This is a genomic window from Salmonella sp. FC25216, from assembly GCF_057751355.1.
Genome location: NZ_JBDGON010000001.1, coordinates 198,294 through 212,806 on the forward strand (window position 1 = coordinate 198,294; position 14,513 = coordinate 212,806).

The 14,513-nt window shown below is 52.1% G+C and carries 11 protein-coding genes; 1 reads left to right on the forward strand and 10 read right to left on the reverse strand.

The window, feature by feature from the left end:
* Positions 1–222 precede the first annotated feature (222 nt).
* The 4 genes from AC3G3F_RS00870 to carA form a co-directional block, all read right to left on the reverse strand.
* Entirely contained in the window at positions 223–639 is a 417-nt protein-coding gene (locus tag AC3G3F_RS00870; protein ID WP_162786046.1) for a hypothetical protein, read from the reverse strand.
* Between the two features lie 234 nt (positions 640–873).
* Positions 874–1,269: a carnitine metabolism transcriptional regulator CaiF gene (caiF, locus tag AC3G3F_RS00875; RefSeq protein WP_023245662.1), complete on the reverse strand. Its 396-nt coding sequence runs from the start codon at positions 1,267–1,269 to the stop codon at positions 874–876.
* 284 nt (positions 1,270–1,553) lie between these two features.
* Positions 1,554–4,778 (reverse strand): carbamoyl-phosphate synthase large subunit, encoded by a 3,225-nt coding sequence (gene carB / locus AC3G3F_RS00880; RefSeq protein ID WP_070801417.1) that lies wholly within the window; start codon positions 4,776–4,778, stop codon positions 1,554–1,556.
* A 17-nt stretch (positions 4,779–4,795) separates the two neighbouring features.
* On the reverse strand, positions 4,796–5,944 hold the full coding sequence (gene carA / locus AC3G3F_RS00885; protein WP_063390105.1) for a glutamine-hydrolyzing carbamoyl-phosphate synthase small subunit: 1,149 nt from the start codon (positions 5,942–5,944) through the stop codon (positions 4,796–4,798).
* A 724-nt stretch (positions 5,945–6,668) separates the two neighbouring features.
* Here carA and AC3G3F_RS00890 point away from each other — a divergent pair.
* On the forward strand, positions 6,669–7,406 hold the full coding sequence (locus tag AC3G3F_RS00890) for a hypothetical protein (RefSeq protein ID WP_023245659.1): 738 nt from the start codon (positions 6,669–6,671) through the stop codon (positions 7,404–7,406).
* A 230-nt stretch (positions 7,407–7,636) separates the two neighbouring features.
* Here the strand turns inward: AC3G3F_RS00890 and dapB are convergent, their stop codons facing one another.
* The 6 genes from dapB to ileS form a co-directional block, all read right to left on the reverse strand.
* Positions 7,637–8,458: a 4-hydroxy-tetrahydrodipicolinate reductase gene (gene dapB, locus AC3G3F_RS00895; RefSeq protein WP_053509918.1), complete on the reverse strand. Its 822-nt coding sequence runs from the start codon at positions 8,456–8,458 to the stop codon at positions 7,637–7,639.
* A gap of 172 nt (positions 8,459–8,630) precedes the next feature.
* Entirely contained in the window at positions 8,631–9,545 is a 915-nt protein-coding gene (rihC, locus tag AC3G3F_RS00900; protein ID WP_023245656.1) for a ribonucleoside hydrolase RihC, read from the reverse strand.
* Between the two features lie 65 nt (positions 9,546–9,610).
* Positions 9,611–10,561 carry a 4-hydroxy-3-methylbut-2-enyl diphosphate reductase gene (gene ispH / locus AC3G3F_RS00905; protein WP_023245655.1) on the reverse strand — a complete coding sequence of 317 codons (951 nt, stop codon included), beginning with the start codon at positions 10,559–10,561 and terminating at the stop codon, positions 9,611–9,613.
* A gap of 2 nt (positions 10,562–10,563) precedes the next feature.
* Complete coding sequence (fkpB, locus tag AC3G3F_RS00910; RefSeq protein WP_000047271.1) at positions 10,564–11,013, reverse strand: FKBP-type peptidyl-prolyl cis-trans isomerase; 450 nt, start codon at positions 11,011–11,013, stop codon at positions 10,564–10,566.
* 154 nt (positions 11,014–11,167) lie between these two features.
* On the reverse strand, positions 11,168–11,668 hold the full coding sequence (lspA, locus tag AC3G3F_RS00915) for a signal peptidase II (RefSeq protein ID WP_023245654.1): 501 nt from the start codon (positions 11,666–11,668) through the stop codon (positions 11,168–11,170).
* Positions 11,668–14,502 carry an isoleucine--tRNA ligase gene (ileS, locus tag AC3G3F_RS00920; protein WP_070803685.1) on the reverse strand — a complete coding sequence of 945 codons (2,835 nt, stop codon included), beginning with the start codon at positions 14,500–14,502 and terminating at the stop codon, positions 11,668–11,670. Before ileS ends, lspA begins: the two co-directional genes overlap by 1 nt.
* Positions 14,503–14,513: the final 11 nt, after the last annotated feature.

Sequence of the window (14,513 nt, forward strand, 5' to 3'; positions counted from 1 at the left end):
TACGCCATAGCGATGGCACAGGCATGAAACAATAAGAGAGTGCCGGCAAGGTGCCTATTGTATCACAATCCACTCAGGGCCGTCTGGAAACAGATGCTGGCCCTCCTTTTTTATTAAGTTATAGCAATAAAATAAGAGCAGGTACGCCTGTAAAATGCGCGCGCATAGACACTAAATCCCTTGTGAGTAAGACGGTTTCCCGGGGCTGTTTTAAGGTAATATTTAGTGCGCTTTTACCTGTTTGAACCAGTAGTTTTCCATTTTCATCATCCATTTCCCCTGTTTATTTTTCGGTATTACGCCAGCCCAAAGTAATTGCAACTGTCGGTTATAGGTTCCGATAGCGTGTCCACCATACGCCCCTTCAAATGCTATCACCATTGGCCCCTGCCCTTTTACGCCCTCTTGTCCTTCATGGCAATAAAGCGCGTTGCGGTGAGTCACGTCAAGTTCATACTGCACGTTCAGTTTCACACATTTTTCTCCGCAGGTTTCTACCGGTGGTAATATTGTCATGGTATAAGGCGGGTTATCTGCCGTGGTTTCCCATGTTCCGATCAGGTCTTTGCAGGCGTTTATCTCCGTAGCCCAGGACGCGGCGGAAAATAGCACAAACAAATAAAAGGGTATCAGCTTCATTTTCATCACAGGCTCCTGTTCCTTATGCCTAATCATAAGGATAAATGCCCTGCGATACGTCTTTTTCCCGGAAATGTTGAGCCTTTATTCAGAGAAATGCCGATGAGTGTAACGTCATGTAAGCGGATAGCGCAGTGGAGAAAGCGGAAATGTGGACTTTTTCCGGACAGACGTATGTCGATACGCCTGTCCGAAACAGTTTGACTCCAAGATTACCCGACACAGGCGTACAGTCTAACGACGCATACTTTTTGACAACATCATCTGCCACTTTTGCTCCCGGTTAAGCTCCGTCGGCGGTACCGTCGTCATACGTGGCGTTTTTTCTGCCCCTGCCATTTTTTCCCGGGCGCTATTTCCAATGCGCGCATACAGCTGCGAATCAATACTTTTAATACGCACCAGACGCTGGCACTGACAACCTCGCCCTTCGAGTTGATTAGGAATGGTTTTAGTTTCGCAGTTTATTTCTCCCACTTCTGAAAGAATATAAGAAACCGTGTTTATCGCTTTGCAGTGGTCCATATTAAATTGCTTAGCAATCTCTTTAGCGCTCACCCAACGGTTCTCCGCCATTACCCAATCAGCAATTAACAAATAAAGTGGTTTTTCAACATATTCTTTACTCATAAGCACACCATTTTTACAAATTAAAAAAATCTCGCTACGGCTTATTTCGGCAACCTTTAAATCACCTCATTAACCATGTTAATAATGTGGATATAGAGGAATAGTATGCAACTTAACGGTCAATTAGTGTGAGCAAAATCTTGCTTATCAGATTGAAAATACGGTTAACGAAATACTTTTGGCCAGGAATTACCTGATAACGTAAAAAAAAACGGTTCCCTTTCAGGAACCGTTTATACACATGATAATGGATGTTATCTTTCGATGGTCCGACGGGCTATACGTTACTTCTGAATTTGCGCGTGCATCTCCTGCACTGAGATAACTTTTTCCGTAGCGTCCGCATTGAGCGCCATCGCCGTCGCAAAACCGCCGTTCAGCGTGGTGTCATAATGTACTTTATACTGCAGCGCGCTGCGACGAATCACCCTTGAGTCTTCAATCGCCCGGCGGCCAGCGGTGGTATTGATGATATAAGTGTATTCGCCATTCTTGATACGGTCCTGAATGTGCGGACGACCTTCATGCACCTTATTCACCAGACGCGGGTTGATACCGGCTTCGCCCAGCACAATCGCCGTACCGTGAGTGGCATCCAGCTCAAAGCCCTGTTTCAACAGTTTAGCGGCGAGATCCACCACACGCTCTTTGTCGCCTTCGCGTACAGAGAGCAGCGCACGGCCCGATTTCTTCATCGTCGAACTGCTGCCCAGTTGCGCTTTAGCGAACGCTTCCGCGAAGGTACGGCCCACACCCATCACTTCGCCGGTTGAGCGCATTTCTGGCCCTAACAGCGGGTCAACGCCGGGGAATTTGTTGAACGGCAGCACCACTTCTTTCACCGAATAATACGGCGGGATGACCTCTTTGGTGATACCCTGTACGCTAAGCGTCTGGCCTACCATCACACGCGCCGCCACTTTTGCCAGCGGTACACCGGTGGCTTTAGAGACGAACGGGACAGTACGCGCCGCGCGCGGGTTGACTTCAATCAGGTAAACTTCGTTGTCTTTGACCGCAAACTGCACGTTCATCAGACCGCGCACCTGCAACTCAAAAGCCAGCTTCTGTACCTGCTGGCGCATTACGTCCTGAATTTCCTGGCTCAGCGTGTAGGCCGGCAGAGAACAGGCAGAGTCGCCGGAGTGTACGCCCGCCTGCTCGATGTGCTCCATAATGCCGCCAATCAGCACCATTTCGCCGTCGCAGATAGCGTCCACATCCACTTCAACCGCGTCATCAAGGAAGCGGTCAAGTAGTACTGGCGCATCGTTAGAGACGCTGACCGCGGTCTGGAAGTAGCGACGCAGATCGGCTTCGTCATAGACAATTTCCATCGCCCGACCGCCCAGCACGTAAGACGGACGTACCACCAGCGGGTAGCCAATCTCTTTCGCTTTTTCGACAGCCTGTTCGATAGCGGTGACGGTGGCGTTGGCTGGCTGCTTCAGCTTCAGACGGTCAACCGCGTGCTGGAAGCGTTCACGGTCTTCCGCGCGGTCGATGGCGTCCGGGCTGGTGCCAATAACCGGCACGCCTGCCGCTTCCAGCGCGCGCGCCAGCTTCAGCGGCGTCTGGCCGCCGTACTGTACAATCACGCCTTTCGGCTTCTCGATGCGCACGATTTCCAGCACGTCTTCCAGCGTCACCGGCTCGAAGTACAGGCGGTCGGAAGTGTCGTAGTCGGTAGAGACGGTTTCCGGGTTACAGTTGACCATAATGGTCTCGTAACCGTCTTCGCGCAGCGCCAGCGAGGCGTGTACACAGCAGTAGTCAAACTCGATCCCCTGGCCGATACGGTTCGGGCCGCCGCCGAGCACCATAATTTTGTCGCGGTCAACGGACGGGTTCGCTTCACACTCATCTTCATAAGTGGAGTACATGTAGGCGGTATCGGTGGCGAATTCCGCCGCGCAGGTATCCACGCGCTTATAGACCGGATGCAGGTCATATTGGTCGCGCAGCTTGCGGATTTCCGCTTCGCGTACGCCCGAAAGTACCGCCAGACGCGCATCGGCAAAGCCTTTACGCTTGAGCTGACGCAGGAAGTCGGCGTTGAGGCCAGTAATCCCGACGTCAGCTACTTTCTCTTCCAGACGCACCAGTTCTTCAATCTGCACCAGGAACCAGCGGTCGATATTGGTCAGGTTAAATACGCCATCAACGGACAGACCGGCGCGGAAAGCGTCAGCGATGTACCAGATACGCTCGGCGCCCGCATCTTTCAGCTCGCGGCGAATTTTGGTCAGCGCTTCCGGGTCGTCGAGGCTCACTTTCGGGTCGAAGCCGGTGGCGCCTACTTCCAGGCCGCGCAGCGCTTTTTGCAGGGATTCCTGCTGCGTGCGACCAATCGCCATCACTTCACCGACCGATTTCATCTGGGTGGTCAGGCGGTCGTTCGCGCCCGCGAATTTCTCGAAGTTAAAGCGCGGAATTTTGGTCACAACGTAGTCAATAGACGGCTCAAACGACGCCGGAGTGCGGCCACCGGTGATGTCGTTCATCAGTTCGTCGAGGGTGTAACCCACCGCCAGTTTGGCGGCCACTTTGGCAATCGGGAAACCGGTGGCTTTTGAGGCCAGCGCCGAGGAGCGGGATACGCGCGGGTTCATCTCGATAACAATCAAACGACCGTTTTTCGGGTTCACGGCAAACTGGACGTTGGAACCGCCAGTTTCGACGCCGATTTCACGCAGTACCGCCATCGAGGCGTTACGCATGATTTGATACTCTTTATCGGTCAGGGTCTGGGCTGGCGCCACGGTGATGGAGTCACCGGTGTGAATGCCCATCGCATCGAAGTTTTCGATAGAGCAGACGATGATGCAGTTGTCGTTTTTATCACGCACCACTTCCATCTCGTACTCTTTCCAGCCGATCAACGATTCATCAATCAGCAGTTCGTTGGTTGGGGAAAGGTCCAGGCCGCGTTCACAAATTTCTTCGAACTCTTCGCGGTTGTAGGCAATACCGCCGCCGGTGCCGCCCATCGTGAAGCTAGGTCGAATGATGCATGGGAAGCCCACGTCAGCGGCAACTGCCAGCGCTTCTTCCATGGTGTGCGCGATACCGGAACGCGCGGTGTCGAGACCAATTTTCTTCATCGCGATATCGAAGCGACGACGGTCTTCGGCTTTATCAATTGCATCCGCCGTCGCGCCAATCATGGTCACGCCGAACTCTTCCAGCACGCCCTGCCGCTCCAGCTCCAGCGCGCAGTTCAGCGCCGTCTGGCCGCCCATCGTCGGCAGCACCGCATCCGGGCGCTCTTTTTCAATGATTTTGCGCACCACTTCCCAATGAATCGGCTCAATATAGGTGGCATCGGCCATTTCCGGATCGGTCATGATGGTCGCCGGGTTGGAGTTCACCAGGATAACGCGATATCCCTCTTCGCGCAGCGCCTTACACGCCTGAGCGCCGGAGTAGTCAAACTCACACGCCTGACCGATAACAATCGGGCCCGCGCCCAGAATCAGGATGCTTTTTATGTCTGTACGTTTTGGCATGGTCTTAATACTCCTGATTACTTAGCGGTTTTACGGTATTGCGCGATAAGCTCGATAAAGTGGTCGAATAGCGGTGCGGCGTCGTGCGGGCCAGGGCTGGCTTCCGGATGGCCCTGGAAACTGAACGCCGGTTTATCGGTACGATGAATCCCTTGTAGGGTGCCATCGAACAGGGATTTATGGGTCACTCGCAGGTTGGCGGGCAGCGTCGCCTCATCCACCGCAAAGCCGTGGTTCTGCGCGGTGATCATCACCACGTTTCGGTCCATGTCTTTTACCGGATGGTTGCCGCCATGATGGCCGAACTTCATCTTAACGGTCTTCGCCCCGCTCGCCAGTGCCAGTAGCTGATGACCGAGACAGATGCCAAATAGCGGAATGTCGGTCTGGAGGAATTTCTCAATCGCCTCGATGGCGTAGTCGCACGGCGCCGGGTCACCAGGGCCGTTCGACAGAAAGATGCCGTCCGGGTTCATTTTCAGCACCTCTTCGGCAGAGGTTTGCGCCGGAACGACCGTCAGGCGGCAACCACGGTCCACCAGCATACGCAGAATGTTGCGCTTGGCGCCGAAATCATAGGCCACCACATGGAACGGCAGGTCATCCTCAGATTTCGCTTCCGGTAAACCCTCTTTCAGCGTCCAGCTACCCTGCGTCCAGCGGTAGGCTTCCGCAGTGGTCACTTCTTTCGCCAGATCCATACCGTTAAGTCCAGGAAATGCTTTCGCTTTTTCCTGCGCCAGCGCCGCATCCAGATTATCGCCGGCGATGATGCAGCCATTCTGGGCGCCTTTTTCACGCAGCAGGCGGGTCAGCTTGCGGGTATCGATATCGGCAATCGCCACGATATTATGGCGTTTGAGGTAAGAAGAGAGGTCTTCCGTGTTACGGAAGTTGCTGGCAATCAGCGGCAGATCGCGAATCACCAAACCTTGCGCATGAACCTGAGAAGATTCTTCATCGGCTTCATTGGTGCCGACATTACCAATATGGGGATAAGTAAGAGTGACGATTTGGCGGGAATAGGAAGGATCAGTGAGGATTTCTTGATAACCGGTCATTGAAGTATTGAAAACGACTTCCCCAACCGCCGAACCTGTTGCCCCAATGGCCCGACCGTGAAACTGGGTTCCGTCTTCCAGAACCAATAGCGCTGACTTAATCAAAACACCCTCCAGAGAATATTCACTCACTTTATTTGCATATTAATTCATTCAGTCAGTATGAAGCAATGCAAATTTGCTTACCCGTGGATTTCTGGCAAACGGCGGCATTCTGAAGTTAAGCCGGATAAAAGTCAACTTAAAGAGGGTATTTTTTATGTTATTTTGTACATTATAAGGAAGTTATTCGTTTTAACAGGCAAAAAGATCAACTAAGTGAAGATAGAAAACGCTTGCGCTTCCTTGAGTTCACAAAAAATTGGATGGCATGATAAAAAATGGACCAAATGGTCAAATTTCACATTAAACCAACAAAAAACAACAACAAAAATCATTTAATAACCATTAAATTGAGTAAATTCATAAAAATGCAAAACAAAATAAGTTAACATAAAAAACAACTTAAAAATCAATGAATTATTCAAAATAATAAAAAAATCAAATGACAGCAAAGCCATAAAAAACAACAAATTAATGTAATATAGTAAGGATTACAATCAAAATATGCAGATAAAACCTCTTTTTATTTAAGAGAAGTGCATACGATTGGACCACAACCAGCCCCACTACAGCATAAAAAAGATAACCTATTGAGATAAAAGAGATAAAACAACATCACCTTAAAAATGAATGTGACCCCCATCACAAAATCTTACCTCCCGGCAGGCCATCATAGCTTTCGTTCGCTTTATCACATTCTTTTAATTCAATAACTTAAGGAAAAAACATGTCTACTGAAGGCAATATTATTATCGATGGCGGTTTTGAAGAGGGGTTTGATGGCTGGGTACTGTCATCGCAGTCATCCATATTTGTCGAAGATGGCGCAACAGGAAATAACCACTTTTGTCGAATCGAGCCCACTAATACCATTACGCAATACTTTACCATTGAGCCCGAAACCACCTATCGACTGACTCTCGCCGTCAGAGGCGAGGCGAAAGGAAACGTCACTATTTCTCAGACTTATCCAGTCCATACCTCTTTTATCTCTGACATTAATACTAACTTAAATGCTGAATGGCACAGGGAAGAGTATGTCTTCACAACCAGCGCTGATACTGGTCGTACCGCGTTCAGGATTTCCGTTCCGTGGAACAGCGCCAACACCCCAATGGATATCGATCTTATCAGCCTGGTCGAGGTGCCTTTTGAATACAGTAAACCGCTGTGGGTGAATATGACTAACGTCAGTTCAAGCAGTAACTTTTTCCAGTTGAACGTCATGACCCGTACTGATGCGCCTGAGGGGCAAATTAACCGCATTTATTGTAATGGCAATTACGTCGCGCAGATGGATGCCATTGGCCCGGATGACTTTAACCAAACCGGCGGCTATTCCAGCTTTGCTGCCGGCGATGTATTCCAGTTCCGCGCCTATAACAGCCTTACCGGAAAAGAGTATTTACTCTGTGAAACCACCTATGAACAGCTTACTGCGAGCGGTGTTTTCAATATTGAATAACCCTCCACGCTTATTTACCAGTAAACATTTTATTAATTCTATTTAAAAGAAATATCTCGTGGCTGGGATTAACAATATTATTATTGATGGTTCCTTTGAGGATGGTTTAACAGAACAGTGGCAAATTGGCTCACTGGTTGAGCTACAAAAAACAAAAGGGCAATAATATATTGCCCTTTGTAATCAATTCATCTTGATTACCATAACCACATCACGAAGGTATTTAGTCCTTATAATACATCCAGGCCCAGCACATCCCGCATGTCAAATAGCCCATTTTTCTTCGTTTTTAGCCATAATGCCGCTCGCAATGCGCCATTTGCAAAAGTCATGCGGCTGGAAGCTTTATGCGTAATCTCTACGCGTTCGCCAATATCGGCAAACATCGCGGTATGTTCGCCGACGATATCACCCGCCCGAACGGTTGCAAAGCCAATCGTTCCCGGCACGCGCTCGCCGGTATGCCCTTCCCGGCTGTATACCGCACAGTCTTTCAGATCTTTATTCAGCGCATGGGCAATCGCCTCTCCCATCGCCAGCGCGGTTCCTGACGGCGCATCAACTTTGTGACGATGATGCGCTTCGATAATCTCAATATCGCTATAGTCGCCCATCACTTTCGCCGCTTTCTCTAGCAGTTTAAGCATCACATTGACGCCAACGCTAAAGTTAGCCGCAAAAACAATGGCGATCTCCTGCGCGGCGTCGCGGATAGCCTGTTTACCGGCTTCATCAAAACCGGTGGTGCCGATCACCATCGCTTTACCATGTTTACGGCAGAATGCCAGATGCGCCAGCGTGCCTTCAGGACGGGTAAAATCGACCAGAACATCGAAATCATCTTTGATGGACGCCAGATCGCTTTGAATGATGACGCCCGTTTTCCCCACGCCCGCCAGTTCGCCCGCATCGCTACCCAGCAATGAAGACCCTTCACGTTCCAGCGCGGCGCCTGGCTGAATACCCTCCATGTGCAACGCGGCCTGAATTAATTGACGGCCCATGCGTCCTCCCGCGCCGACAATCGCGACGCGGATCTGTGCTTCATGCATAGTTATTCTCTTACGTTAAAATGATGTAAACCGTTTTCAGATTAACCAGCCTCTGAAGAGGCTGCCATCTAAAATCGCCGATAATTAGAAATTAATGATAAACAGGGAGCGATATCAGTAAAAGACATGACGTTACGAAATAAGTAACGTCATGGGGGTATAAGCGAAGAGGTCACGGCGCCAACGCCAGAGTGTCTGCGGCCCATTGTTGAAATCCGGCAACATCAATGTCCAGCGCCACCTGCACGTTTGCCGGTCTTCCCAGCCGCCCCTCAATATCAACGACCGTCGTGCCTGCGGTATATTCCCCCTGCGTTTCCACCGCAACAAAGCAGGGTTTAAGGGTAAATAATTCCGGGCGCGCCAGCCAGGCGATCGCGCAGAGATCGTGCATCCGGACGCCAGTACGCATACTACCGCTGCGATAATGGTTGAACAGGCCGTGCAACATCTTGCCAGTACGATTAAGCGCGGGCAGTTTATCCAAAAACGCCGGCGAGAGCATCGCCTGATTCGTGACGTCCAGCCCACACATCACAATCTCAATGCCGCTACGAAATATGTGGGCGGCAGCTTCCGGATCGACAGCAATGTTAAATTCAGCATTAGGCGTAAAATTGCCGCGCCCTGCGGAACCGCCCATCATCACCAGACGGCGAATGTTAAACGCACACTCCGGATAGTGCATCAGTAGCAACGCAATATTGGTCAATGGCCCAATCGCCACCAATGTCATGGGCTCCGGGGCATTCATCAGCACATCCCGGATAGCGATAAATGCAGGCTTCGCCAACGGTTGGCGCTGATGGTCGACAAAATCATAGCCTTCCATGCCGGATTCGCCGTGGACGTACGCCGCATCACGTAACGGACGCAGCAGCGGCGTAGCGGCCCCCTGGGCAAGTGGAATATCGCTGTTCCAGAAATGCAGAAGCTGCAACGCATTACGGGTCGTTTTTTCAACCGAGACATTACCTGCGACGGTGGTTATCAGTTGCAGATCAAGCTGGGGGGCGAACAGCGCGGCGGTAATCGCAGCCGCGTCATCAATGCCCGGATCGGTATCAAGTAGGATTGGCAAACGCATATCTGCTCCATAAAAAATGCCAGACAGAGTATCTGGCATCTTCGCATAACCGGAGCATGAAAAATTTACTCTACCTCACGAACCTCCACACGCAGCTCTTTCGGCACTTCGAAAACAATATTTTCTTCGCGCCCCTCAAGCGTGACAGTCTCGCCGCCGCCAAACTCCCGCAGGCGCGCAATAACATTCTGCACCAGAATATCCGGCGCGGAAGCGCCAGCGGTGACGCCGACGCAGGCGGCCTCTTTCACCCACGTTTCCTGGATATCCGCCGCATCGTCGATAAGAAACGCGGTTCTTCCCATCCGTTGGGCCAGTTCCGCCAGCCGGTTAGAGTTAGAAGAGTTTTTCGAGCCGACCACCAGCACCACGTCAGCCTGCTCCGCCAGCGCCCGCACAGCTTCCTGACGATTAGTAGTGGCATAGCAAATATCGTCTTTGCGCGGGCCGACGATTTTCGGAAAGCGTTTACGCAGCGCATCAATCACATCGGACGTATCGTCCACGGAAAGCGTGGTTTGCGTCATGAAGGAGAGTTTGCCTTCATTTTTAACATTCAGCGTCCAGACATCTTCAGGCGACTCGACCAGGTACATCCCCCCTTCCGGGTTGCTGTACTGTCCCATCGTCCCTTCCACTTCCGGGTGTCCGGCGTGACCGATCAGAATAGATTCTTCACCACGGCGGCTGGCGCGGGCCACTTCCATATGGACTTTCGTCACCAACGGGCAGGTGGCGTCAAAAACGGTAAGATCGCGGCTTTTCGCCTCGTTACGCACTGCCTGGGAAACCCCATGAGCGGAGAAGATCAGAATGGCGCCATCCGGTACCTCACTGATTTGTTCTATAAAGATCGCCCCGCGCTTGCGCAGGCTGTCCACCACATAGCGGTTATGCACCACTTCGTGCCGAACGTAAATTGGCGCGCCGTAAATGGCGAGCGCATTTTCAACAATGCTGATAGCGCGGTCTACCCCGGCGCAAAAACCGCGTGGGTTGGCCAACAGGATCTGCATGTTTATGCCTCCAGCGCCGGATCGATTTCCAGCACTTCAATATCAAAATGAACGGTACGCCCGGCCAGCGGATGGTTAAAATCAACGGTAATCGAGTCGCCGTTGATTTCGCGAATCACGCCAGGCATCTCGCTGCCATCCATTGCGGTAAAAAGCATAATCGCCCCGACTTCCGGTTCGCCCGCCGCCATAAATTCACGGCGCGAAAAATACTGGATCAAGTCCGGGCTGGGTACACCAAACGCGGCGTCAGGCTCCAGCGAAAACGCTTTCTTTTCCCCCTCTTTCAATCCCAGAAGCTGCTGCTCCAGACCTTCGGAAAGCGAGGTATCGCCAAGACGGAACAGGGCAGGCTTGCCATTGTTGCGGGTAGATTCCGCCGTTGAGCCATCATCCAGTTTCAGGGTGAAGTGAACGAGGATCGCGCTGTTGCTCTGTACGGATTTAGACATGCAAATTGCTCACGTGTTTTGCCCGGAGGCACAAAGAACGATAAAACCGTAGGCTGGATAAGGTGTTTTCGCCGCCATCCGGCACAACGTTTGCCTGATGGCGCTGCGCTTATCAGGCCTACAAAACCTGATAAGCGCCACCCGGTATTTACGCTTATGCCTGTTCTTTCGCTGCTGGCTTCGGCAAAAAGCCTTCCAGTACAATCAGCGCCGCGCCGAGACAGATCGCGCTATCGGCAAGGTTGAAAGTCGCGAAATGCCAGTCGCCGACGTAAAAATCGATCATATCGACAACGAAACCGTGCCACAGACGATCGAACAAATTACCCAGCGCGCCGCCAATAATGAGCGCATAAGCGATGTTATTCAGCTTCTGCGTCGCTTTCGAGCGATACATCATCACCAAAAGAATTACGCAGATACCTATCGCAATCCCGGCAAAGAACCAGCGCTGCCAGCCGCCGCTATCCGCCAGGAAGCTAAAAGCCGCGCCGTAGTTACGCGCATAATGCAGATTAAGCGACGGGAACAGCCCTACCGTATCCCCCAGAGCGAAATTCTGGAGGATCAGGTATTTGCTGCCCAAATCGATAATCAGCACGACTACTACCAGCCATAGCCAGCGTAGTCCTGTTGAACAGAGTGGTTTACTCATCAGGCAAATTTACGTTGTTCGCCATTACCGGCGATGTTGCTGACACAGCGTCCGCAGATATCTGCGTGTTCCGCCACCTTGCCGACATCAGTAGTGTAGTGCCAGCAGCGCGGACACTTATCACCCTCGGCACGCGTTACCACTGCCTGAACTGTCGTATTACCAGCATTGTACTGAATATTTTCATCATCAATACCCCCCGCTTGCTCAGAAATCACGAACTGGGAAGTAATGAAGATAAATCTGACCTCTTCACCCAACAGTTTCAGCTTCTTGATCGTACCGTTAGCATCGTCAACATATTTCAGCGTTACTTTTGCTTCCAGATTCGATTTGATGCCATTGGCTTTCTGATTTTCCAGCTCTTTGTTGACCTGGTCCTTGATATAACGGACATCATCCCAGAATGCGTCATTAAATTCTTCATTCTCTTCCAGGCCAAACAACCCGTCGTACCATTCGCCGGTGAAGACATATTTTTCACGCTCGCCCGGCAGGTAGCCCCAGATTTCATCAGCCGTGAAGGACATGATCGGCGCCATCCAACGGACCAGCGCCTCCGCGATGTGATACAGCGCGGTCTGGCAGCTACGACGCGCGATGCTATCGGCCTTCGCGGTGTACTGGCGATCTTTAATGATGTCGAGGTAGAACGAGCCCATTTCAACGGAGCAGAAACGCATCAGGCGCTGTACCACTTCATGGAAGTCGTAAGCTTCGTATGCCTTCAGAATCTCTTCCTGCGCCGTTTTCGCGCAACCCACCGCCCAGCGATCCAGCACAACCATCTCTTCCGGTTTGACCATATCGGTGGCCGGATTGAAGCCATTGAGGTTCGCCAGCAGGAAGCGCGCGGTATTACGGATACGACGATAGCTATCGGCGGCGCGTTTGAGGATCTCGTCAGAGACCGCCATTTCGCCGGTATAGTCAGTAGACGCCACCCACAGACGCAGGATATCCGCGCCCAGTTTATTCATCACATCCTGCGGCGACACGGTGTTACCAATGGACTTGGACATCTTGCGACCCTGACCATCGACGGTGAAGCCGTGAGTCAGTACCTGGCGGTATGGCGCTTTGCCTTTCATCGCCACGCTAATCATCAGGGAGGACATAAACCAGCCGCGATGCTGGTCAGACCCTTCCAGATACATATCGGCAGCGTGACCGGCGAATTCCGGACGTGCGTCAACCACGGAGTAACTGGTGGAACCGGAATCAAACCAAACGTCCAGCGTATCCGGAACTTTCTCGTATTGATCAGCATCTTCGCCGAGGATCTCTTTCGGGTCGAGATCCCACCACGCCTGGATACCGTCAACTTCGACGCGTTTCGCCACCTCTTCCATCGCCGCCAGAGTACGCTCAATCGGCAATAGCTCCTGCGTTTCTTTATGCACGAACAGCGACATCGGTACGCCCCAGGTACGCTGACGTGAGATACACCAGTCAGGACGGTTAGCGACCATTGATTCAATACGCGCCTGACCCCAGTCCGGGATCCACTGAACGCCTTTGATCTCTTTCAGGGACTGTTGACGGAGCCCTTCTTTATCCATGCTGACGAACCACTGCGGGGTCGCGCGGAAAATGATCGGCGTTTTGTGACGCCAGCAGCACGGATAGCTATGCTGCATTTTTTCGACATGCAGTAGCGCGCCTTTTTCTTTCAGCAGTTCAATAACGATATCGTTCGCTTTGAAGACGTTAACGCCGTCAAGCGTTGGATATGTGCCTGGCAGATAAGCGCCGTCCGGCCCAACCGGGTTAGCGGTCTCCAGGCCATATTTTTGACCGATCACGTAGTCATCCGGGCCGTGACCAGGCGCGGTATGTACCGCGCCGGTACCCGCGTCAAGGGTGACGTGATCGCCGAGGATCGCTGGCACGTCAAAGCCCATAAACGGATGGGTAAAGCGCAGCAATTCCAGCTCAGCGCCCTTCACTGTGCCAAGAAGGGTGTAGTCCGCCGCGCCGATACGTTGCATCACGCTCTCTACCAGATCTTTCGCCAGGATCAGCGCCTGTCCGTCAACCTGCACCAGATCATAGTCAAACTCCGGCGCAAGGGAGATGGCGCGGTTAGCCGGCAGCGTCCACGGCGTGGTCGTCCAGATAACCAACGAGATCGGGCCGCTCACGCCAGGCAGACCAAACTTCGCTTTCACCGCATCCTGATCGACGGCGCGGAACGCCACGTCGATAGAGGGCGACGTTTTGTCGTAATATTCAACTTCCGCTTCCGCCAGCGCAGAACGGCAGTCAACGCACCAGTGCACCGGCTTAGCGCCTTTGTGCAGATGACCGTTGCGGATGATTTTGCCCAGCGCGCGGATGATGTTGGCTTCGGTTTTGAAGTCCATCGTCAGATAGGGATGCGACCAGTCGCCCAGCACGCCCAGACGAATAAAGTCTTTACGCTGACCGTCAACCTGAGTGGCGGCATATTCGCGGCACTTGGCGCGGAATTCAGCGGCGGTGAATTTCTCGCCCGGCTTACCGTACTCCTGTTCGACTTTCAACTCGATAGGCAGACCGTGACAGTCCCAGCCCGGCACGTAAGGCGAGTCAAATCCCGACAGTCCTTTGGACTTCACGATAATGTCTTTCAGAATCTTGTTAACTGAGTGACCAATATGAATGCTGCCATTCGCATATGGAGGGCCATCATGCAGAATGAAGGTTTTTTTGCCTTTTTTGGCTGCACGAATGATGCCGTATAGGTCATCATCGGTCCAACGCGCCAGCATTCCCGGTTCACGCTTAGCGAGGTCGCCGCGCATCGGGAACCCTGTTTCCGGCAAATTCAGGGTCGATTTATAGTCACTCATCAGATTCTCGG